We start from the raw sequence: 22462 nt of genomic DNA, 5'->3' as shown, positions 1-22462 counted from the left end.
TACTGATAATTTTTATGACCTTATTGTTAGCAGGAGATATCGGCGGGACGAAAACTATTTTGCGATTGGTAGAAGTATCAAATTCGTCGGAACTGCACAATATTTATGAGGAAAGTTACCAGAGTGGGGATTTTCCCGATTTAGTGCCGATGGTGCAGCAATTTTTAGTCAAGGCTAATATACCTAGTCATCCCGAAAAGGCTTGCTTTGCGATCGCCGGCCCAGTGGTGAATAATACTGCCAAGCTGACCAACTTAGTCTGGTTTTTGGATACTGAACGGCTAGCACAAGAATTAAGTATCCCCTTCATTTCCCTCATTAATGATTTTGCTGCTGTTGGCTATGGGATTTTTGGGTTAAGTAAACAAGATTTGTTCACCTTACAAGCTGGTAAACATCAAACTGAAGCGCCTATTGCTATTATTGGTGCTGGTACTGGATTAGGACAAGGATTTTTAATTAAACAGGGAAACCAGTATCAAGTTTTCCCATCGGAAGGTGGACACGCTGACTTTGCCCCCCGCAACGAGTTAGAGTTTCAGTTATTGAAATATCTGCTGGATAAACATGATATCCAGCGTGTTTCTGTGGAACGGGTGGTTTCTGGACAGGGGGTTGTCGCCATTTATCAATTTTTACGCGACCGCAAATTAGCGATAGAATCCCCAGAAATTGCCCAAGTTGTCCGCACTTGGGAACAACAAGCAGGACAGGCTGAAAAAACCGTTGATCCTGGTGCAGCTATTGGTAAAGCCGCAGTCCAAGGAAGCGATCGCCTTTCCGAACAAACCCTACAATTATTTATTGATGCCTATGGCGCAGAAGCGGGAAATCTTGCCCTCAAACTCCTACCATACGGCGGTTTGTACATTGCGGGTGGGATTGCGCCTAAAGTCTTGCCATTGATTGAAAATAGCAATTTCTTGCTTAATTTCAGCCAAAAAGGCAGAATGCGTCCTCTGCTAGAAGAAATACCCGTGCATATCATTCTTAACCCACAAGTGGGACTCATAGGTGCTGCTTTGTGTGCTGCTAGGTTATAACAGCTAGCATCATCAGTGATATCAGCATCTGCGAATGCTAAAACCATGACACCAAAATTTGTCTTACCATTCATCGCCGCCACCTTAGTTTCTAGCGGTTCCATGATTGTAGAAGCACGCCAGCCGCAACCTACTTCTGTGCCTGCCAAAACAGCAGTGTCTCAAAAGAAACCTGCTCAACCAGTCCCATCAGAATGGAAGTTATTTACTGCCCCAGATGGACGCTTTTCTGTATTGATGCCAGGAATACCTAAACAGGATTCTCAAACCCAAAAAACTTACATGGGGGAAATTAACCTAGAGGTATTTTTAGCCCAACCACCAAAACAGGAAGTAGCCTATTTAGTGGTATACAATGAATTTCCCCATAGTTATGGGAAAATAACAGACCCCCAAGAAATATTGAATAACGTTCGGGATATGGCGCTGAAGACTACCCAAAGTAATTTGTTGAATCAGCGCAATATTCGCAGTTCTAATGGTCATCCAGGTAAGGAAATTGCGTACATTAATTCTGGTGGCAAAATTACCAGAAGTAGAATTTACTTAGCTGAAGGACGCTTGTATCAAGTAATGGCTATAACTACTAAAAAACAGCAGCAGAATTTAGCTAAAACCATTACGGGGTATCTCAATTCTTTTCACTTAGTTCTGAAAAAGTAAAAAAAGATCAGGGTGTGAGGATATAATCCTGACACCCTTAAACACTCCTAAAATAAAGAATTTGGCTGCATAAGTCCTAATAGAATAATCAAAGTATTTGTTTTACCTAATTCAACTGGCCAAAAACTTCTATGAATCCTCAGGAAAGTGATACGAAACAAGCCTCTACACCATCGAAAGCATGGCGAGGTTGGCAAGAAAATTTAACGCTGATAGCGATCGCTTTATGTTTAGCCCTATTAATTCGGACATTCATCGCCGAACCCCGCTACATACCTTCAGAATCAATGGTTCCTACTTTATATGAAGGCGATCGCCTAGTAGTGGAAAAAGTCTCTTACAATTTTCAACAACCAACAACTGGGGATATTGTCGTTTTTCAGCCACCCGCAGAACTACAACGCCGGGGATACCCCAAAGATCAAGCTTTTATCAAACGTGTGATTGCTACACCAGGAGAAATCATCAGCGTTAACAATGGCAAGGTCTACTTAAATGGCAAAGCATTACCAGAAGACTACATTGCAGAACCACCTAATCAACCATTTCCACCAGTCAAAGTCCCAGATAACCAGTTCTTCGTTATGGGAGACAACCGCAACAACAGTAATGACTCCCGCTACTGGGGCTTTTTACCCAAGGAGAATATTATTGGTAGGGCAGTATTTCGCTTTTGGCCCCTGGATCGTTTAGGAATAATTTAAATAGGACTTACCCATGAAAACAAAAAATCAAGGGTTTGGAAAGGGGTGTATGAGTACAGGGGTATAGGGGTATAAATGTTTGCAACCCTTATACCCCTATACCCTTACACCCAGCCTCAACAGAAAATCTGGGTGCGTAAGTCCTAAAGAATTAAAACCTCAGAAAATACATTAACTGGGCGATCGCCTCACCAGGAAGTTGTAATCTTCGTTGGAAATCAGCTAAATTACGATAAGCTCCCGCCGAAGCTCGATTTTCTACCACAGCCTGGGCTAAAGACATATCCATGTATGGTATTTGGACTAACTGTTCAACTGAGGCGGTATTGGGATTAACTAATTGCGTAAAACCAACTATTGATTCATGATCATAATAACTAAAAGTCAATAAAGGCTTTAACGGTTCCAGTCTTGGTGCTGGTAGCCCCAAAGCCGCAGCAATATCTTCAATACAGTAAAATTTAACACCAGAATGGGAAAGCTCCACAAGCGATCGCGCTTGGTGAATCGACAAACCCGGTAGCCGCAACCAGTCATCAACAGTTGCTTGATTAGTATCAATACGAATTCCCAGTTCTGCTGCAATCTGAATCTCTTCCCCAGACTGTAGTCGATAGTATGGGTCATTGAGCAGCTTGGCACGAAGTTTTTGTAACTTAGAATTCCAAGGAAGCCATTTAGTCATTAGCCGGTTGTCAGTTGTCAGTTGTCAGTTGTCAGTTGTCAGTTGTCATTCTTCCCAAATCCCTAGTCCCCAATCCCCAATCCCCAATCTCCAATCCCCAATCCCCATCAAGAAATCTGATCTAGCAACTGACGGCGCTTTTGTTCAAATTCGTACTCAGAAATCAAGCCATCTTGACGTAGGTTATCTAATTCACGTAAGGCATCAGCGATCGCCCCCACCTGATTGACTACATATGGGGATTGCTTGACTGCGGGTTTACCCAAATTAAAATTTCTGTCAAAAGCTTCTTCATCTTGGGCTAAATACCAAACCCCTTCAATAGCACTAGCTACCTTAGGAATAGGTGTCCAAGAAAGTAAAACATACAACAACCCCCAAAGTGGCTGTCCTAGATAGAACTTATGTAATCCAGAGATGCTCACTGTCCCAGCAAAAGCTAAAATAGCGGCAATGCTTCGACTTTTACGCTTAGTTAACATATCCCCTATTAATCTATCATTACCACAGTTTTGTCAATCAGAGTGCGATCGTCGCAAAACACCTAAATAAATGCGGCCTTACAAAATTTCATTTCACCTGCAAAATATAAATATATTTTATTCATTTAAACCCCACGTAAATATTAATCCCTAACCCCAGTCCCCAGCATCCAATCCCCACTCCTCGATGCTATCTTAAAGTTTTCATCTGCAAATCCTAATCAAATGTCACAGACTTTTCTCCCCACAGAATGGCTGAAACAACTCTCCGACCCCTATGCTGTGTTAGGGATTCCTGTGACTGCTGATGAGAAAAAAATTCTCACCCGCTATCACGTTTTAGCAAAACTATTACATCCTGACCGCTACACTAACAACGATAGTCTAGAGAAAGAATTAGGCACAGCAATCTTTACCTGTTTAGTTAACCCTGCTTACGAGCAATTGAAGAATAAGCACAAGCGTCAGGACATTTTAGAATCGCTGCGGTCAGAAGCGATCGCCTGGAAAAAAAAGTCCCTATATCTGCAAAGTGCCGTAGCCAAGCAAATGATGGCAATGTCTGCACAACAGGCAGATTCGTTTTATCAACAGGCGATCGCCACCTATGCTGAAGCTCAGTATAAATCTCCCCGCAAGTGCCATCAAGTAACTAAACAAATAATTACCCTCAATCTAGCTTACTTATCCTTGCAAAAGTCCGAACCTTTAATTTTGGAAGTAAATCCACCTGTAAAGCCCAAGGGAAACCCTCAACCAGTAGAACCCCAGGAAAGAGAGATCACATCAGGCGAGAAAGCTAGTGTCCATCCCGCAGTTATAAATTATGCCCCGCGTCACTACCAGCGTGGCCTTCAGTATACAAAACAAGGTCAATGGGCTATTGCAGTGCAGGAACTACGGGATGCGATTAAGCTAGAACCAAGTAACAGCGATTATTATGCCTTATTAGGCTTCGTTTATCTACGACAGAGTTTTCTGGGGATGGCGAAAGTTTATATGCGCCAAGCATTAAAACTAAATCCGCAGCAAGAACTAGCTTTAAAATATGCCAAATATTTAAAAATCGACTGTATGGATAATCTTGATCCACCATCACTGGCTAAAGCTATAGGCATTGCTGCTATACTGAGCAAATTTGTTACCAAATTAGAAGCTAATCTCAGTCAAGTGTTGAAATCTCGGTAAAAAACCGTACTGAGACCGAAGTTTATTTATAAGATGAATCCCCTAGACTAGAATAAAAATAGAGGCAAAACTATAAGCTGCTGAGTGATATTACTCAGCCCAGTAGAGGCACATGGGATTCTTTGACTCTGAGATAGTTCAGCAAGAAGCAAAACAGTTGTTTGAAGATTATCAAGCACTGATTAAACTAGGCAACAACTACGGTAAGTTTGACCGTGAAGGTAAAAAGTTATTTATTGAGCAAATGGAAGCCATGATGGATCGCTATCGCGTCTTTATGAAGCGATTCGAGCTTTCAGAAGACTTTATGGCACAAATGACTGTAGAGCAGCTCAAGACTCAACTAAATCAGTTTGGCATCACTCCTCAACAGATGTTCGACCAGATGAATCTGACTCTAGAGAGGATGAAATCTGAACTGGAGAAACAGACTTGACAAGAAAGTGGGGACTAGGAGCAAGATAGGGCAAAGGGAGTAGAGGGGATAACTGACTCAAAAATGCTTGCTCAATCCCCAATCCCCACTCCCTTAATTCGCCTTAGGACGCGGAAATTGAGAAGGCGGCTTGAAGTTCTGCACTGGTACGCCCTTGAGTGCCTTAGTCATAAAATCACGCCAGATAGGAGCAACCTTACCACCACCAGTTGCGCCACTGGCTAGCTGCCGGTTGTCATCCCTGCCTATCCAGACAGCAGTTGTTAACTGCGGTACAGTACCCACAAACCAAATATCTTTTTCAGATGAGGTTGTACCCGTTTTCCCCGCAGCCGGGCGATCTATCGCAGCACCTTTACCAGTACCATCAGTAACAACTGATCGCATCACATCGATAATCGCTGCCGATGCCCAAGGATCTAACACTAACTGGGGTTTGGGAGTATTATCTAACAACACATTGCCACTACTATCAGTAATCCGCGCAATCACTGTCGGTGGTGATTGCCAACCATAATTGGCAAAAGTCGCATAAGCACTAGCCATTTCCAGTGGCGTGACACCAATCGCCCCTAGCGGCAGAGAGGTCACAGGTTCCATCGGACTCATGATTCCTAAAATGCGGCAAGTTTCCACAACTTTATTCATACCGATGGTTTTACCCAGTTTAATCACGGGAATGTTACGTGATTGTGCTAGGGCAGTGCGAATGGACATGGCACCGCTAAAGCCACCATCATAGTTTCTAGGACTATACCAATTATCACCATCACGATATCTCACTGGGGCATCTATCACCGTGCTATCAGGTGCAAATTTACCAGTAGCAAAAGCAGCATAGTAAACAAACGGTTTAAAGGAAGATCCCGGTTGACGTAGAGCTTGTGTAGCCCTGTTAAACTCACTAGCTCTAGAGTCTACGCCACCGACTAGGGCTTTGACAAAATGAGTCCTGGGGTCAATAGCTACCAGGGCAATTTGATTTCTACTTAATCCTTCACCAAGTAGAGTTTTATGCCATTTCTTCACAGTGTCTTCTGCCATTGTTTGGAAATTAGCATCGACAGTAGTTTGTACCCGCATACCACCCTTCAACAAGGTTTCACGACCAAACTTTTTCGCTAGTTCCTGGGACACAGTGTTGGTTATATATGGCAACGCACTACCTTGAAATGACCTAATTCTGCCGAATGTAAGTTCTTCCTTGAGAGCGTCATCATATTCTTTCTGGGTAATCCAGTTCAATTCCAGCATCCGCCCCAGTACTTCTTTTTGTTTTTGTTTTGCCAATTTTTTACTGGCAAAGGGGCTAAATTCTTCTGGTGCTTGGATTAAACCCGCCATCATCGCCGATTCAGCGATCGTTAAATTCTCGGCTGACTTATTAAAGTAACTACGTGATGCTGTTTGCACACCATAATTATTGTGACCCCAATACACTTGATTGAGGTACATTTCTAAAATTTGGTCTTTAGTAAGAATTTGTTCTAAGCGGATTGCCAGCACTCCTTCCGCTAACTTCCTAGTAAAAGCGCGTTTACGAGTCAAAAAGAGGTTCTTCACCAACTGCATGGTGATGGTAGAACCACCTTCTTTTACACCACCCGCCACCAAGTTAGTGACGACAGCACGCCCTACACCAGTGGGGTTAATACCGTGGTGATAATAGAAATGACTATCTTCACTGGCGAGTACAGCCCGTTTCAGATTGGGGGAAATTCGATCTAACGGTACAACTTCGCGGTTGGCTTCCCCGTGGACACTAGCTAGTAGTTTGCCTTTAATGTCGTAGATGTAAGTTGTTTCCGATGGGAAGAAATTACGTAGCTGTCTGACATCTGGTAAATTGCGGAAACTGATCGCTAAACCAACAAGCCCTCCAGCTACAATGGAGCTTGTCAACATCGTCAGTGATAAAAGAGTGCCGCCAGCTATCTGGCCTACTCCTTTAAAAAACTCAAATCCCGACGAAGTACGACGTTGCGGTTGCTTTTGTTCAAAAGTCCTAGACGACACGGCGATTTCACTTCCTCACTTGTAAATATTACTGTAATTCATTCTTTGAAGCAGGGTGGTTAATTTTTTGCAATTATATTAGTTTGGCAGATGAAATAACGGACAATTTGTCTCGTGAACATAACCAACCCAATTTCTCTAGTAAAAAACGTAGTTAATAGCGAATCTCTTAAAGTATGGCGGAAAATTTTTCTTGGCTACATCGTGGGATAGCGGAAGTTTTCCCACAACCTACTGATGCTGAAAGCGACATCGAGAGTCTAGAGAAACGCCTAGCAACTACGGATCGACCTCTACGGGTTAAATATGGTATTGACCCGACAGGAGCCGATATTCATCTTGGTCATAGCATACCAATGCGTAAACTGCGAGGGTTTCAAGATGCTGGTCATACGGCAGTGTTAATTATTGGTGATTTTACGGCACGTATTGGCGACCCAACAGGTAAGTCTGAGATGCGTCGTCAACTAACAGAGGAAGATGTGAAGCAAAATGCTCAAACCTACCTCGACCAAGTGCGTCCTATTTTGGATTTTGACACACCAGGCAGATTAGAGGTACGTTATAACTCAGAATGGCTTTCCCGGCTTGATTTAGGGAAAATTACTGAGTTACTTGCTACCATGACCGTGGGGCAAATGTTAGCCAAGGAAGGCTTTGCCGATCGCTATAAGAAAGAGAACCCAATTTTCCTGCATGAGTTCCTTTATCCTTTGATGCAGGGGTATGATTCGGTGGCTATTGAGGCAGATGTGGAATTAGGCGGCACAGACCAGAAGTTTAACATTGCTGTTGGTCGTGATTTACAGCGCCATTTTGGTCAAAAGCCCCAGTTTGGAGTACTTTTGCCTATTTTGATTGGCACTGATGGTGTGCAGAAAATGTCCAAGTCTTTAGGTAATTACGTGAGTTTGTCTGAACACCCAGGACAAAAATACCAAAAGTTACAAGGTGTTCCCGATCAAATGCTGGAACAGTATTTTGAACTACTGACAGATTTACCCATAGACAAGTTACCAGCAAATCCCCGCGATCGCCAAATGCTCCTGGCTTGGGAAATCGTCAAACAATACCACGGCGAACAAGCAGCACAGGAAGCCAAAGAAGCTGCCCAAAGTGGCGGTAAAGAAGGCGCTGTCCCAGAATTTTCCTTAGCTGGTGTACCCCAATTCCCTGTTAAGTTGGCTTATTTACTCGGTGCTACTGGCCTATGCAAAAGCACAGGGGAAGGTAAACGGAAAATCCAAGAAGGTGGAGTACGCTTAGATGGCGATCGCATTTCTGATGCCGATACTATCTTCCAGCAGCCAGATGAACTCCAAGGGCGAGTGTTACAAGTAGGGAAAAATAAGTTTGTGCGCTTAGTACTTTAGAAGAAGTAGGGGGCAGGGAGCAGGGGGCAGGGGAGCAGGGGAGGCAAAGGAGAATAACTATAGACTGTTGACCAATGACAACTGACAACTGACAACTGACTAATGACTAATAACAAAATAATTGTGGCTTTGGATGTGCCGGATACGGAGAGTGCGATCGCTCTCATTGATAAGTTAGAGTCGGTGACTTTCTGGAAGGTTGGCTTGGAATTGTTTACTAGTTCCGGGCCGAGAATTCTAGAAGTGCTGAAATCTAGACAAAAGCGTATCTTTCTCGATTTAAAATTTCACGACATTCCTAATACCGTGGCTGGGGCTTGCCGTGGTGCAGCCCGCTACGGGGTGGATTTGATGACAATTCATGCTACCTCTGGCAGAGATGCCCTCAAGGCTGCGAAAGAGGCGGTAGAGGAAGGGGCTGCACAAGCTGGGGTGAAACCGTCTAAGTTAATTGCTGTGACGGTGTTAACCAGTATTTCTGCTAGACAGTTGGCGTTAGATTTGAAAATTCCTGTAGAGTTGCCAGAATATGCTTTAGATATGGCGTTGATGGCGCAAGAAGTAGGATTAGATGGGGCTGTTTGTTCACCCCAGGAAGTGGCGCAGTTGCGGCAAATTTGCGGTGATGACTTTGTGCTGGTTTGTCCGGGAGTACGTCCAACATGGGCAGAAGCAAAAGACCAAAAGCGATCGCTCACCCCCTCCCAAGCCATCCAAGCCGGGGCTGATTATTTAGTAATTGGTCGTCCCATTACTGCTGCTGCTGAACCTGAGTTAGCCTGGAAACGAATTGCTCAAGAGTTAACTACAGTGGCATGACGGTAGAAATGGCAGGGCAGAAAAAGGGGCAGGGGAGTAGGAGGAGGAGCAGAGGAGCAGGGGGAGCAGGGGAAGGATTTATGACTCAGCACGATGCTCAACCCCTGATAAGGCTAACAGCACTTAACTTTGTTAAAAAGACAAGTTATGGCTTTTGGCTGCTGACTTTGGGTTTTTGGCTGATTGTTTCCTATGGTTCTGAGAAAACGGCATTTTCACAAAACCTCTCTCCTCAACCCTCTGTACAGCCTCAGAAAAAGTTTGTTTGTCATCAGCAAAGTTTAGAGACTTTAACTACTCAGCTATTGCGCGATTTACCGAGTTATGCGAATCGTGCCACTCAACGCGGTCGTCGCCTCCGCCGCAGTAGTGATATTTATAGTTATATGTTGATAGCTGGTAGACCTGAGTTTCAGCCCTTACCTTTAAATGTTGAGGGTTCCAATACAGATAGGCAAAAGAAATCTGTGTCAGATGTTGAGCAAGTTTTCTTTACTACCTTAGAACGACAGTACATAGATAAAAAAGCAGTGGAATTACAAGAATTTCATTGGTTATTACTGACGAAAACTTCTAGCGACTGGCGTTTTGTGATGATGTTTACTCAGACTGGTGCTTATCCCCAACAACAACCACCATCGCCACCACGAGATAGTAGTAACGGTAGTATTGCTCAAGGTGTCAAAACTTGGTTGCGAGATTGTCAGGCTGGAAGCATACGTGTGCGATGAGTTTCTGTGAAACAGGATTCAGATACCCGACTTTTTGAAAAAGTCAGATATCTTGCCGATCATAGTAAATTCCGCAATGCCAATTGTGCTACTTATGGAGTTATGATTTTTAAGTTATTCAGACATTTGCTGGATGAGTTCGCCCAGTATTTTTTAGGTTAATGAGATGACTGTTGAGAGAAAACGCTGGTTTCAAATAGCTTTTCAACTTAGAGGCTCAGTTATTGGCGCAATTTACAAACGCGTTATTTGCTGCGCTTTATTCGGGGTATTAGTTACTTTACTTTATCAACTAAAAATTCCTGTATCCCAACCAATTTTAGGTAGTGTTATTCCTAGTATTGTTTTAGGTTTATTACTAGTGTTTCGGACAAACACTGCTTATGAACGTTTTTGGGAAGGTAGGAAAGCCTGGGGGTCTATAGTCAACAACACGCGTAATTTGGCTAGACAAATTTGGGTATCTGTGGATGAAATTTCACCAAAGGATAGAGAAGCTAAAATATCAGTTTTGAACTTATTAGTCGCTTTTGCTGTGGCTACTAAATTGCATTTGCGCGGAGAACCTATAAATAGTGAACTTGAAGACTTAATCTCCACTTCTCGATATTTCAAACTTAAGAGTATGAATAATCCGCCGTTAGAAGTAGCCTTCTGGATTGGAGATTATTTACAACAGCAATATACTCGCAAGTGCTTAAACACTTATCAATTAACATCTATACAAGAACTATTAAACAATTTGGTTGATAATCTAGGGTCTTGTGAACGGATTCTCCGAACACCGATGCCTTTAGCTTATTCTATTCATCTTAAGCAATTATTATTATTATATTGTTTTCTCTTACCTTTTCAAATGGTAGAGAGTTTGGGTTGGTGGACAGGTTTAGTTGTGGGGTTAGTGAGTTTTACTTTATTTGGCATTGAAGCGATCGGTTTAGAGATTGAAAATCCTTTTGGTTATGATCCTAACGATTTACCATTAGATGCCATCTGTAACACAATGAAGCGAAATATTGATGATTTAACTAGTTTATCTCCCAATGTGCGTTCTCATGATCTGGGTGAAACTTCAAATGTCATAATATAAAAAATTGGCAAAGCAAAACTTATGCAAACAGCCAGTAAACTTTTGAGTCTTGCTGAATTTTTAATACTTCCAGAGACAAAACCCTCCAATGAGTTTATTGATGGTTATATATACCAAAAACCCATGCCCCAAGGAAAGCATAGTACTCTACAGATTCGACTTGCAGATGGTATCAATGAGGTAGGCTTTCCCAGCAAAACCGCTTACGCTTTTCCAGAATTGAGGTGTACATTTTCTGGACGTTCAATTGTTCCCGATATTGCTGTATTTCGTTGGGAGAAAATCCCCTTAGATGCAGATGGCGAGGTAGCTAATGCTTTTGAAATTCCTCCCGATTGGACAATTGAAATTCTCTCGCCTGATCAATCGCAAACGCGAGTCACAGATAATATACTTTTTTGTTTACGCCATCAAACTAGTTTAGGATGGCTGATTGATCCAGCAGAAAAAGCAGTAATTTGCTTTTTACCCAATCAATTACCAGAAATAAAACGGCAATTTGATGAGATTTTGCCTGTACCCGATTTTCTGGATTTACAATTGACTGTTGGGCAATTATTTGGATGGCTAAAATTGGGATTGAAGTAAGCTTGTTCACAGCCGCCGGATACTGATTTCTAAGCCTTCGCACACGCCTGTGAGAAAATCTAAATCGAGAGTGGCGATCGCATCACTGGGCTTATGATAATGAGGATTCCGCAAAAAGGCTGTATCTGTCACCATAATTGCTGGGTAACCCGCATCCCAAAATGGTGCATGATCGCTTAATCTGGTTTGGGGAACAATCAAGCCTCGATTTGGTACTGGTAGCCACTGGCTGGATATACCAGCTTTGCGGATATGGCGACTCATGCCGATTAAGTCGGGGATAGTGCGTAAATTACCAATTAAAGCAATAAAATCACCTGTATTGGGGTAAAATTTTTCTAATGGTGCAGGATATCTCTGCGAACCGGGTGTACAGTCCCGATATCCCAGCATTTCTAAAGACATCATCAAGCGTAACGGCTGCTGTTGTTGACGTAATAAGCCTGCATAATCAGTACTACCCAACAAGCCATATTCTTCCATATCAAATGCCACCAACCGCAGAGGATATTTAGCTGGTGCAGCCGCAAACTTTCTCGCCAATTCTAATAAAACTACTACACCTGTAGCATTATCATCAGCCCCTGACGTTCCAGGTACACCATCATAGTGTGCGCCAATTAAAATAGGTGGTAGCTCCTGTTTTTTCCCTATAGATTGGGACGGCAAATTGAGTATGAGATTGTTAAAGGATTTATTTCCTACTTGAAAGGTGTGGATTTCCACACTTCCCCACTGGGCAAATTCTTGGCGAATGTATTCTTGGACAAAGAAATGTCCCGCCGTTGCTAGATAAGGATCACGTTCTCGTGCTACCTGTATTAAATGATTGTGTAATCTGGCTTTTAAATTCAAGTGTTTAGAACAATTGTAATATCTATTTTGTCAGTGGTCAGTGGTCAGTAGTCCCTGGCTTTCATATACTAAGTCAACATACTCTTGGGTTATTGTATTGAACCTGATTCAAAAACAAATGACACACATAGCAATTAAGATAAGGGTGGGTTTCCCAACTTGAAGATGTAAAGAGGTTCACAGATGAGACTACAACATTTACAACGGCTAGAACATACTAAGCATTGTCAATGTTATCCTAGTCTTGCAACTAAATCCTCAAGCTATAATTCTTCCACTTTTTGCCTTAATGATGACTGTTATACCATTGAGGCAAGTTTACCCTGTAGCACAAAGCTAGAGGTAGTTCTGCCCAATCATAATATATATAGTAAGACACAGTAGGAGAAGAGTAAGGCATGGGCAAGGTAGTCGGCATCGACTTGGGTACAACCAACTCAGTAGTCGCCGTGATGGAGGGTGGCAAGCCGGTGGTGATTGCCAATGCAGAAGGAATGCGAACAACCCCCTCGGTCGTTGGCTTCAGCAAAGATGGTGAACGGGTAGTTGGGCAAATGGCACGGCGACAAACAGTCCTTAACCCTCAAAATACATTTTTTGCCGTGAAACGCTACATTGGGCGCAGGTATAACGAACTTAGCCCAGAATCGAAGCGTGTACCTTATACAATTCGCAAAGATGATGTTGGCAATATTAAAGTCGCCTGTCCTCGTCTGAATAAGGAATTTGCCGCCGAAGAAATTTCGGCAATGGTGCTGAAAAAATTGGCAGATGATGCCAGTGCTTATTTAGGTGCAGCAGTTACAGGCGCAGTCATTACAGTACCAGCTTATTTTAATGATTCTCAAAGACAAGCAACCCGCGATGCTGGCAGAATAGCCGGTTTAGAAGTGTTGCGGATTCTCAATGAACCAACAGCTGCATCCTTAGCTTATGGGTTAGATAGGGGTGATACGGAAACCATCTTAGTTTTTGACTTGGGTGGCGGTACATTTGACGTATCAATTCTGGAAGTTGGGGATGGCGTATTTGAAGTTAAAGCCACCAGTGGAGATACCCAACTGGGGGGGAATGACTTTGATAAAAAGATTGTGGATTGGTTAGCAGAGCAATTTTTAGAAACAGAAGGTGTAGACTTAAGACGCGATCGCCAAGCTTTGCAACGTTTGATGGAAGCTGCGGAAAAAGCTAAAATCGAACTCTCTGCCGTCAGCATCACTGATATTAACTTACCCTTCATTACAGCCACGGAAGACGGCCCCAAACATTTGGAAACTAGGCTGACGCGTTCCCAGTTTGAAGGTTTGTGTGCTGACTTATTAGGACGTGTCCGCAACCCCGTGAAACGGGCGCTAAAAGATGCCGGACTCAGACCTGATGATATTGAAGAAGTGGTACTAGTTGGCGGTTCGACAAGAATGCCAATGGTAAAACAGCTAGTGCGGGACTTAATTGGCATTGAACCCAGCGAAAATGTCAACCCTGATGAAGTGGTGGCGATGGGTGCAGCCATTCAAGCGGGGATTTTGGCAGGAGAATTCAAAGATGTGCTGCTGCTAGATGTTACACCCTTATCTTTGGGATTGGAAGCGATCGGTGGCGTGATGAAAAAACTCATCCCCCGCAATACAACTATCCCCGTCCGTCGTTCTGATATTTTCTCCACCTCCGAAAATAACCAAAACTCCGTGGAAATTCACGTAGTCCAAGGCGAGCGGGAAATGGCTGGTGATAACAAATCTCTCGGACGTTTCAAACTCTACGGCATTCCCCCAGCGCCAAGAGGCATTCCCCAAATCCAGGTAGCATTTGATATCGATGCCAACGGGATTTTACAGGTAACAGCTTTAGATAGAACCACTGGTAGAGAACAGAGTATCACTATTCAAGGTGCTTCTACTTTAAGTGAATCAGAAGTTAACCGGATGATTCAAGAAGCCCAAAAATATGCTGACGTTGACCGGGAACGCAAAGAGAGAGTAGAAAAACGTACCCGTTCTGAAGCTTTAATTCTCCAAGGCGAACGCCAACTTAGAGAAGTCGCTTTAGAATTTGGGATGCAGTTTGCCCGTAACCGTCGCCAACGCATCGATAATATTAGCCGGGAACTGAAGGAAAGTCTCAAAGAAAATGACGATCGCGGGATTGACCAAGCTTACGCCGACCTGCAAGATGCTCTATATGAGCTAAATCGAGAAGTTCGTCAGTATTATGCTGAGGACGAAGACGACGATTTATTTGCCACAATCAAAGACATTTTTGTCGGCGATAAAGACAAGGAACGCGACCTTCCCAGAGATAGCTATCGAGAACGCGATTCTTACAATAACAGAGATTATGGCAGAGACTATGGCAGAGATTACGGACGAGACAGCCGTCCTTCCTATGACAGCAACCGCCCTCCTCGTAAATCACCCCGCCCCAGCTATCAAGATAATTGGGACGATGATGATGATTGGCTATAGATGAGGAATAGGGAGGAATCAATTCAAAATAGCCTACGGTATCGCGTAGCATCTCCTAGAGAAGGCTACGCCAACAAAATTAAGGAATTGATTCCCATCTCCTCTTCTGCCTGAATGCGGATTTGGTAATTGATAATTGGTAATTGGTAATTAGTAACAATTATCTAGAATCTAAAATTTAAAAGTTAAATAAATGAATATGCAGAATTTGCAGAATTTTCGTGATTATTACGAGATTTTGGGAGTAACGAAAGATGCTACGAATGAAGATATTAAAAAGAATTATCGACGGTTAGCAAGACAGTATCACCCTGATCTCAATCCGGGGAATAAAGACGCAGAAGAAAAGTTTAAAATCATCGGCGAAGCTTATGAAATGCTTTCCGATGCGACTAAACGCGCACAATATGACCAGTTTAGCCGTTATTGGAAACAGAAAGGCTTTCCTAAACAAACTCCTAAATCCAAGGCTTGGGGAGATAGTCGTAATGGAGAACGCAACGGTAACGAAAATGTAGATCCCAGCCAGTTTACCAATTTTGAAGACTTTCTCAATCAAGTTATCGGTGTTGGCAGTCGTAGAGATAGTAAAAATGGTGCAAGTACCAACACGACAACCGATCCGTTTCGTTCGCCAAAAAGCCGAGTTGAATATACAGTTCCCAAAAATCCCGCCCGTCCAGCCCGTCGGGATATTGAAGCAAGATTGACCTTACCCTTTGAAAAAGCTTATTCTGGGGGTAATGAACGTATTCGTTTAGAAGATGGGCGATCGCTAGAAGTGACAATGCCCCCAGGGATGGTAACCGGTCAAACCATCCGCCTGCGTAATCAAGGCATAAGCGGCGGCGACCTTTACTTAAAAATTACTGTCGAACCTCACCCATTATTTAAACTGGAAGGTACTAATATATTCTGCCAAGTACCAGTCACTCCCAGCGAAGCTGTCTTAGGAGGACAGGTAGAAGCACCAACCCTAGATGGTCCCGTGAAAATGACCATTCCCCCAGGAGTTAGGTCTGGTCAAAGATTCCGCCTAGCCAATAAAGGCTACCCCAGCGATAACGGTAAACGCGGTGATCAATTAGTAGAAATTCAAATACTTACCCCAAAAACTATCAGTCAAGAAGAACGAGAACTTTACGAAAAACTCCGGCAAATTGAAACATTTAAACCCCGCGCTGATTTAATTTAATATATGTGAGCAATAACACTACAGCATCTGCCGCAATTCTTCAATTGTTTTGGCAGCAACGATTTTGCGTAAGATTTCCTTTAAGGTGGCTAAATCTTCAACTTGGCTAATTTGTGGCAATAATTCTAAACCGTCTTGGCCAAACTTTGCTTCTAAATTAGTTTCAATACCGGACATCAATCCTAGCAGTTTACCGCGTGCCTCACCGCGCGCTTCACCGCGTGCTTCACCGCGTGCTTCACCACGTATCTCACCTTCTCGCAAAATTTCTTGATACCAAGGCGACTCACGTAAAACAGCCATATCCCACCTCATAATTTCTTGAACTAAGGCACTCTCTAACACAAACGTAGCAAAAAAAGCTAGGACTGTTTCTAACTGATTGAGTTGTTCGTCCGCACGAAGCGTTTGCAATGCTTCTCGAATGATTAACTCATTCTCACCACCTTTAAGAAGGGGTACAAAGGGAAGTAGGGAAGGTAAGGGTTGTTGGAAAGCAATATTCACATCAACTTCCCAAAGATTAATGACTCGATAATCTTGTATAGCCCGTAATCCTGCAAGATTTGATGTAAAGCTTGTGGGTACTTCTTCGTTACTAGTTTTGAGAATATTGATTAAAACGGGGTATGTGGGTAAATTATATTTTTCTTCTGCCAGTGCGGCATAAGCCCTCATCCGTCTTGGCATTCGGGGTTGATAGCGTAATTGTAATTCGTTGAGGACTAGAAATTCACCATATTCAGGACTGGTGACACGAATTAAAACATCACTCTCTCGACTAATCCATTGAAAGTCAGAACTGAGAATTTCTCCAGCGACAACATCAGAAAGCTGTGTTACCCATCTTACCCAGTTGTTGGGTGCTAGGCTGATTAATTTTTTGGTGCTGATGTCTGCGGCTTTAGTCATTATGTGGTGAATGCACTCAAGCAATGAAATTTATCGTAACTTAAAGAAGCTCCCTGCTTGAAGCTTTCACTATAGAGACATTCAGACATGGAAGTTTGACATTTATTGCTAATGGCAGGTTTACAATATTAGAAAAAACTTGATTGCAAAGTGAATCAAACAGCCGTGAATCAGAACGGTGCAATGCCAAAAAGCAGCGAGCCTACATATTATTCTCTGCTAGGACTGCATCCCTCAGCATCGGTAATCGATATCCGCCGTGCTTATCGGGAACTGAGCAAGCGTTATCATCCCGATACTACAGAATTGCCTGCTGCTCTTGCTACTAGACAATTTCAGCAAATTAATGAAGCCTACGCCACTCTGAGTAACCCAGACAGGCGTTTAAATTACGACTTAAAAATAGGCTATTCTCGTTTTGGGGTAATTCAAGCACCGGCCGACTTAAATCGTCCTGCCTCTTATACTTACGATTACTCAAAATCAGCTTACCTGGATGCAAGCGATCGCCCCCTGTCTTCCGGCGAAATCTTTGCTTTATTTATTTTGGGTTTAACGTTAGTTGGGTGTCTACTGTTAGCAATTACCATCGCCTTTATTCGTGGTGATGCACTTTTCCCAACACCCCTACAACAATCAACAGCTACACTACAACAATCAATTACTTATTTGTCACAAATTTGTAGTTTATTGTGAATTTGGAATTTTGAATAATTATGTCTCTTATCCCTGCTAAAACTCCCTTATACAGCCATCCTCTACCACAAATTGAACAATGGTTAAAAGACCAAGGTTGTCAACAAGATGACACACAATTACACTGCTGGCGTGTACAGCGTCCCAGTTGGCAAGCTGAACTTTGGCTTGATGTTGAGCAAATTGTAGTCCGCTACGTCCAAGCTGGGGAAAATGGCCAAGATATTCAACGCGCGTTTAAATATTCCCTCAGTCGAGAAGATATTGAACAAGCAGTATTTTCTGGCCCGTAAGAGAGAGATGGGGGAGCAGGGGGCAGGGAGCAGGGAGCAGGGGGAGAAATTCCCAATCCCTAGTCCCCAATCCCCAATTCCTAAACCTTCCCAAACCGTCTTTCTCTTTGCTGATATGCACATAAGGCGCGGTGAAACTCTGTACGGTCAAAATCCGGCCAGAGAGTATCAGTGATATAGATTTCCCCATAAGCCATTTGCCATAGTAAGAAATTTGAGAGGCGCATTTCGCCACTGGTACGAATTAATAAGTCTGGGTCAGCAATACCAGCTGTGTATAAGTGGCGTTCAAATACTTCTTCATCGATTTCATCTGGTTGTAGCAGACCTTGCTGGACTTTTTGAGCGATCGCCCGGCAAGCTTGTAAAATCTCCTGTCGTCCCCCATAATTGGTGGCGACAGAAAACCGAATACCGCGATTATTTTTAGTTGCTTCCATAGAACGGGAAATTTCTGCTTGCAGCGATCGCGGCAAAGCTGCTAAATTACCCACAAACTGAATCTGCACATTCTCTTCGACCATTTCCCGCAGTTCTTGACGTAAAACTCTCTGAAACAGAGTCATCAGAAACTCTACTTCTTCTTGTGGTCTTTTCCAATTTTCTGTGGAAAAAGCATAAGCCGTCAGCGCCTGAATCCCCCAGTCTCTACAGCAACGTAGCAGATCCTTGAGGGCATCTACTCCTCGTTTATGACCCATAATTCGGGGTAGACCTTGACGTTTAGCCCATCGACCATTGCCATCCATAATTACTGCAACGTGTTTGGGCAGTAGTTCTCGTTTTAAATCCAGGGGCAATTCTTGCAGTTCAGTTTGTTGTATTGTCATTTTTTATCTTGAGAAGCGGTCTTATCCCTACGGGGAAGTAAACTACGCGTGGCACGTCGAAGACGTGGTAAACCGGGTAAACGTGAAACCAGTGCTAGTGTCTTTTCACCAATCTGACGACCCAAACTGAACAAGCCAGGAGCAACGGCTTCCCGATCTACTATCGGGGACAATCGAGCCTCTAAAGACTCTTTGAGCTTCCTAATTGTCAGGGGTCTATTTAGAGTTCCCCTTTCCGCTAAGGAAATAGAACCCGTCTCTTCTGATACAACGACACAGATACAGTTTTCGACCCGCTCAGTAATCCCCATTGCTGCCCGATGGCGTGTTCCCAACTGGCGTGAGGCTGTGCGTCCCGAAAGCGGTAAAATTATACCCGAAGATACGATCCTTGAGCCACGAATTAATGTTGCTCCATCATGTAATAGGGTTTTTGGCTGAAAAATTGTCTGTATCAGTTCCTTGGAAACGTCCGCATTGAGTTTGACTCCAGGGACAGAAAAATCTCGTTCGTCGATGGGGCCAGTGGTTTCCAAAATTAGCAAAGCTCCAATTCGGTTTTTCGAGAGTTCCTTTACCGCTTCCACGATTTCATCAATTACACTATCAGACTTGGGAATGGTTAGATTGGCTGGTTGCAATAATTGTCGGAATTCACCACGCCCTAGTTGTTCTAAAAATCGCCGAAATTCTGACTGGAGAGCAACAGCCATTGCTACAGCACAGCCAATCACTAATTTTTCCAGCACAAAATTTAGCAGTGGTAGACCAAATCTACCACTAAGTGCTGAAGCCAGCATTAACACGATGAATCCTCGCACCATCCACAGTGTCCGGCGCTCACTAATGATCACTAGTATCATGTAGGTCAACACCAGCACCAATACAATATCCAGAGTCCCAAGCAGCAAGGACTGTGACCATCCCAGGTTTGCCAGCCATTGCTTCCCTAAATCTCTCATGACATCTGGATTCTAATAGTCATTTGTTAGTTGTCAGTTGTGAGCCAGTACGGTCTTGGGGGTTTCCCCCATGAGTAACTGGCGGTAGCGCAGCGTTAGCGAGGAACGAGCGTCACCCGGAGGGTCAGTTGTCAGTTGTCAGTCTTTTTAACTACTGACTACTGACTATTGACCACTGACTATTTAAGTCTTTCTGGTAAACAATCTTGTCGAATCAAGTCTTGATAAGTTTCGCGTTGCAAAATTAAGTTTGCTTCGCCGTTTGCCACTACAACTGCTGCCGGTCGGGGTAGGCGGTTATAGTTCGAGGCCATACTGTAATTGTACGCACCTGTTGCCATAACTACGAGGATATCCCCTGGTTCAGTTTTTGGTAGTTGGGCATTTTTAATCAGAATATCCCCTGATTCGCAATGCTTACCCGCAATAGTAACTGTTTCTGTATGGGAAACAGATAATTTATTGGCAATTACTGCCCGATAAACTGATTGGTAAGTAATTGGGCGTGGATTATCAGACATACCCCCGTCGATGGAAACGTAGGTACGGATTTCCGGTATTGTTTTAGATGAGCCAACAGTGTAAGCGGTGACGCAACTGGTAGCAATGAGCGATCGCCCTGGTTCGGATAATAGCTTTGGTAAAGGTAAGTTTTCGGCTGCACAAGCAGATTGCACCACTTCGCAAATTGCCTTTACCCATTCATCAATGCTTGGTGGATCGTCTGATTCTACATATTTAATTCCCAAACCGCCACCAACATTTAATTCGGTGACATTCAAACCATATTTATTGGCATCCCGCAACCACTGCACCATGACAGCCGCTAAATCCCGATGGGGTTGGCGCTCAAAAATTTGCGAACCAATGTGAGCGTGTAATCCTACGCAGTTGAGATTTGGTTGCTGGCTGACAAATTCAAAAACCTCAGCCAAGTCGTTGGGGTCAAAACCAAATTTACTATCCAGGTGTCCTGTGCGAATGTATTCGTGGGTATGGCATTCTATACCTGGGGTCAGTCGTAGCATGATCCGAACTGGCTGATCTGTGTGGGTTAAACTTGCCAATGTACGCAATTCGTACCAATTATCTGCAACGATGGTGACACCAGATTCAATTGCTAAAATTAATTCCTCACGAGATTTATTATTCCCGTGGAGGTAAATTTTAGCGGGACTCACACCAGCAGCTAGAGCAGTGTAGAGTTCGCCTCCAGAAACTACGTCAATTCCTAAACCTTCTGAGCCTGCGATCGCACAAACAGCTAAACAATTCCATGCTTTAGAAGCATACAATACCTGAGATTCTCCAGGATAATATTTTTGGAAGCCATCCCGGTATTGCTGACAAGCTGTCCGCAGGGTTTCTTCATCTAATATATATAGAGGTGAACCAAACTGCTCAACGAGAGTTGTGACATCACACCCACCAATTTCCAGGTTTCCTTGACTGTTAGCTTTAGCAGTTAGAGGTAAAAGTTCCTGATTGGGCGAAATATTTGTATTTGTGTTGCGCCTTTGAGGTAGATACTGAGTACCAGCATCTTGAACCCCAGCCGGGTGAGTCGATACCATAACTATATAAATTGTCCTTGTTCAAATTACGGGCGTGAATTAACTGTCCCGATCCCAGTTTACAAAGGGTTTGTAATCTTATCCAAATAAAAGTGATCTCATCAAAATTAAAACTTCAATCACTCACCTCAAAGGATTTAAGTGCAATCCTCGAACTAGATCAAGCCTGTTTTGGTGGACTTTGGACTATGGAGGGCTACCAAAGAGAGTTGGATAGTCCCAACAGTGATTTACTAGGTTTATTTTCCCCCTCTTCCCCGATCAAACTTTTGGGTATGGGGTGTTTTTGGTCAATTGTCGGAGAAGCCCACATTACAATTTTGGCTGTTCATCCCCAATATCACCATCAAGGTTTAGGACAGGCTTTATTATATTTCCTATTGAGAACAGCTAGCGATCGCGGCCTAGAACGAGCCACCCTCGAAGTCCGAGCCTCTAACGAAGCAGCAATATCTTTATACCAGAAATTTGGGTTCCAAACAGCAGGAAGGCGGCGTGCTTATTACCAAGATAATGGTGAAGATGCCCTCATACTCTGGCTTCCAGACTTACAATATCCCCAGTTTCAAGAGACATTGGCGCACTGGAAAACTATTATTCAAGATGGCTTGCAAAAATATTCTTGGTCGATAGTCAATAGTCGATAGTCATTAGTCCATAGTTATTCTTCTTTGCTCCCCCTGCTTCTTCCCCTCCCAACACATAACCTGGCTTAGTTGTCGATATGGAAAACAACTAAGTTAATGAGAAAATATCTATTTTTGCTGAAATTCATTTATCAGAATATTTAATAAAAGAATATTATTGATTTTAGATAACTAATTTAATTAGAGATACTCTTGATTGGAGTACCCTGTTTGTG

Annotated in this window: 23 protein-coding genes; 15 read left to right on the top strand and 8 right to left on the bottom strand. The window is 43.2% G+C overall.

All coding sequences use genetic code 11. The annotated features are described in order from the left end of the window. Positions 1–14: 14 nt before the first annotated feature. The 3 genes from GSQ19_RS09905 (at position 15) to lepB (ending at position 2410) form a co-directional block, all read left to right on the top strand. Complete coding sequence (locus GSQ19_RS09905) at positions 15–1043, top strand: glucokinase (protein WP_011317787.1); 1029 nt, start codon at positions 15–17, stop codon at positions 1041–1043. 45 nt (positions 1044–1088) lie between these two features. Next, entirely contained in the window at positions 1089–1706 is a 618-nt protein-coding gene (locus GSQ19_RS09900; protein ID WP_011317786.1) for a hypothetical protein, read from the top strand. Positions 1707–1837: 131 nt separating this feature from the next. Beyond that, complete coding sequence (gene lepB, locus GSQ19_RS09895) at positions 1838–2410, top strand: signal peptidase I (protein ID WP_011317785.1); 573 nt, start codon at positions 1838–1840, stop codon at positions 2408–2410. A 151-nt stretch (positions 2411–2561) separates the two neighbouring features. Here lepB and GSQ19_RS09890 read toward each other — a convergent pair whose 3' ends face one another. Both GSQ19_RS09890 and GSQ19_RS09885 read right to left on the bottom strand, forming a co-directional pair. Then, complete coding sequence (locus GSQ19_RS09890) at positions 2562–3095, bottom strand: ComEA family DNA-binding protein (RefSeq protein WP_011317784.1); 534 nt, start codon at positions 3093–3095, stop codon at positions 2562–2564. A 107-nt stretch (positions 3096–3202) separates the two neighbouring features. Continuing rightward, the gene (locus tag GSQ19_RS09885; protein ID WP_011317783.1) at positions 3203–3577 is read right to left on the bottom strand and encodes an SHOCT domain-containing protein; all 375 of its coding nucleotides are present in this window, start codon (positions 3575–3577) and stop codon (positions 3203–3205) included. A 225-nt stretch (positions 3578–3802) separates the two neighbouring features. Between GSQ19_RS09885 and GSQ19_RS09880 the strand changes: the two genes are divergently transcribed. Both GSQ19_RS09880 and GSQ19_RS09875 read left to right on the top strand, forming a co-directional pair. Next, on the top strand, positions 3803–4765 hold the full coding sequence (locus tag GSQ19_RS09880; RefSeq protein WP_011317782.1) for a J domain-containing protein: 963 nt from the start codon (positions 3803–3805) through the stop codon (positions 4763–4765). 112 nt (positions 4766–4877) lie between these two features. Continuing rightward, positions 4878–5201 carry a DUF1825 family protein gene (locus GSQ19_RS09875; RefSeq protein WP_011317781.1) on the top strand — a complete coding sequence of 108 codons (324 nt, stop codon included), beginning with the start codon at positions 4878–4880 and terminating at the stop codon, positions 5199–5201. A gap of 93 nt (positions 5202–5294) precedes the next feature. Here the strand turns inward: GSQ19_RS09875 and GSQ19_RS09870 are convergent, their stop codons facing one another. Next, positions 5295–7217 (bottom strand): transglycosylase domain-containing protein, encoded by a 1923-nt coding sequence (locus GSQ19_RS09870; RefSeq protein WP_011317780.1) that lies wholly within the window; start codon positions 7215–7217, stop codon positions 5295–5297. 176 nt (positions 7218–7393) lie between these two features. Between GSQ19_RS09870 and tyrS the strand changes: the two genes are divergently transcribed. From tyrS to GSQ19_RS09845, 5 genes are all read left to right on the top strand, one after another. Next, positions 7394–8590: a tyrosine--tRNA ligase gene (gene tyrS / locus GSQ19_RS09865; RefSeq protein WP_011317779.1), complete on the top strand. Its 1197-nt coding sequence runs from the start codon at positions 7394–7396 to the stop codon at positions 8588–8590. A 102-nt stretch (positions 8591–8692) separates the two neighbouring features. Beyond that, positions 8693–9409, top strand: coding sequence for an orotidine-5'-phosphate decarboxylase (gene pyrF / locus GSQ19_RS09860; RefSeq protein WP_011317778.1), 717 nt, complete (start codon positions 8693–8695; stop codon positions 9407–9409). 80 nt (positions 9410–9489) lie between these two features. Continuing rightward, complete coding sequence (locus GSQ19_RS09855; RefSeq protein WP_011317777.1) at positions 9490–10140, top strand: hypothetical protein; 651 nt, start codon at positions 9490–9492, stop codon at positions 10138–10140. Between the two features lie 166 nt (positions 10141–10306). Then, the gene (locus GSQ19_RS09850) at positions 10307–11230 is read left to right on the top strand and encodes a bestrophin family protein (RefSeq protein WP_011317776.1); all 924 of its coding nucleotides are present in this window, start codon (positions 10307–10309) and stop codon (positions 11228–11230) included. Between the two features lie 21 nt (positions 11231–11251). Beyond that, on the top strand, positions 11252–11818 hold the full coding sequence (locus tag GSQ19_RS09845) for a Uma2 family endonuclease (RefSeq protein WP_011317775.1): 567 nt from the start codon (positions 11252–11254) through the stop codon (positions 11816–11818). Between the two features lie 6 nt (positions 11819–11824). Here GSQ19_RS09845 and GSQ19_RS09840 read toward each other — a convergent pair whose 3' ends face one another. Next, complete coding sequence (locus GSQ19_RS09840; protein WP_011317774.1) at positions 11825–12673, bottom strand: M28 family peptidase; 849 nt, start codon at positions 12671–12673, stop codon at positions 11825–11827. Between the two features lie 398 nt (positions 12674–13071). On the opposite strand from GSQ19_RS09840, the gene dnaK reads away from it, so the two are divergent. Both dnaK and GSQ19_RS09830 read left to right on the top strand, forming a co-directional pair. Next, positions 13072–15138, top strand: a complete 2067-nt coding sequence (dnaK, locus tag GSQ19_RS09835) for a molecular chaperone DnaK (protein WP_011317773.1) — start codon at positions 13072–13074, stop codon at positions 15136–15138. A 199-nt stretch (positions 15139–15337) separates the two neighbouring features. Beyond that, positions 15338–16333: a DnaJ C-terminal domain-containing protein gene (locus GSQ19_RS09830; protein WP_185478827.1), complete on the top strand. Its 996-nt coding sequence runs from the start codon at positions 15338–15340 to the stop codon at positions 16331–16333. An 18-nt stretch (positions 16334–16351) separates the two neighbouring features. Here GSQ19_RS09830 and GSQ19_RS09825 read toward each other — a convergent pair whose 3' ends face one another. Next, a complete protein-coding gene (locus GSQ19_RS09825; RefSeq protein ID WP_011317771.1) occupies positions 16352–17245 on the bottom strand; it encodes an RpnC/YadD family protein in 894 nt (297 codons plus the stop codon). A 183-nt stretch (positions 17246–17428) separates the two neighbouring features. Between GSQ19_RS09825 and GSQ19_RS09820 the strand changes: the two genes are divergently transcribed. Then, positions 17429–17941, top strand: coding sequence for a J domain-containing protein (locus GSQ19_RS09820; RefSeq protein ID WP_011317770.1), 513 nt, complete (start codon positions 17429–17431; stop codon positions 17939–17941). Positions 17942–17961: 20 nt separating this feature from the next. Next, positions 17962–18234: a DUF3143 domain-containing protein gene (locus GSQ19_RS09815; protein WP_011317769.1), complete on the top strand. Its 273-nt coding sequence runs from the start codon at positions 17962–17964 to the stop codon at positions 18232–18234. Positions 18235–18314: 80 nt separating this feature from the next. On the opposite strand, the gene uppS is transcribed toward GSQ19_RS09815, so the two are convergent. The 3 genes from uppS to lysA form a co-directional block, all read right to left on the bottom strand. Next, positions 18315–19064: an undecaprenyl pyrophosphate synthase gene (gene uppS, locus GSQ19_RS09810; protein WP_011317768.1), complete on the bottom strand. Its 750-nt coding sequence runs from the start codon at positions 19062–19064 to the stop codon at positions 18315–18317. Continuing rightward, complete coding sequence (gene cdaA, locus GSQ19_RS09805; protein ID WP_011317767.1) at positions 19061–20026, bottom strand: diadenylate cyclase CdaA; 966 nt, start codon at positions 20024–20026, stop codon at positions 19061–19063. Before cdaA ends, uppS begins: the two co-directional genes overlap by 4 nt. Positions 20027–20205: 179 nt before the next feature. After that, positions 20206–21600: a diaminopimelate decarboxylase gene (lysA, locus tag GSQ19_RS09800; protein ID WP_011317766.1), complete on the bottom strand. Its 1395-nt coding sequence runs from the start codon at positions 21598–21600 to the stop codon at positions 20206–20208. 92 nt (positions 21601–21692) lie between these two features. Between lysA and rimI the strand changes: the two genes are divergently transcribed. Next, entirely contained in the window at positions 21693–22247 is a 555-nt protein-coding gene (rimI, locus tag GSQ19_RS09795; protein ID WP_011317765.1) for a ribosomal protein S18-alanine N-acetyltransferase, read from the top strand. The last annotated feature ends 215 nt before the right edge of the window (positions 22248–22462 follow it).

This window comes from Trichormus variabilis 0441 (genome assembly GCF_009856605.1).
GTDB lineage: Bacteria > Cyanobacteriota > Cyanobacteriia > Cyanobacteriales > Nostocaceae > Trichormus > Trichormus variabilis.
The sequence above is the reverse complement of the archived record's forward strand: the minus strand, read 5'-3'. Positions and strand labels throughout refer to the sequence as shown.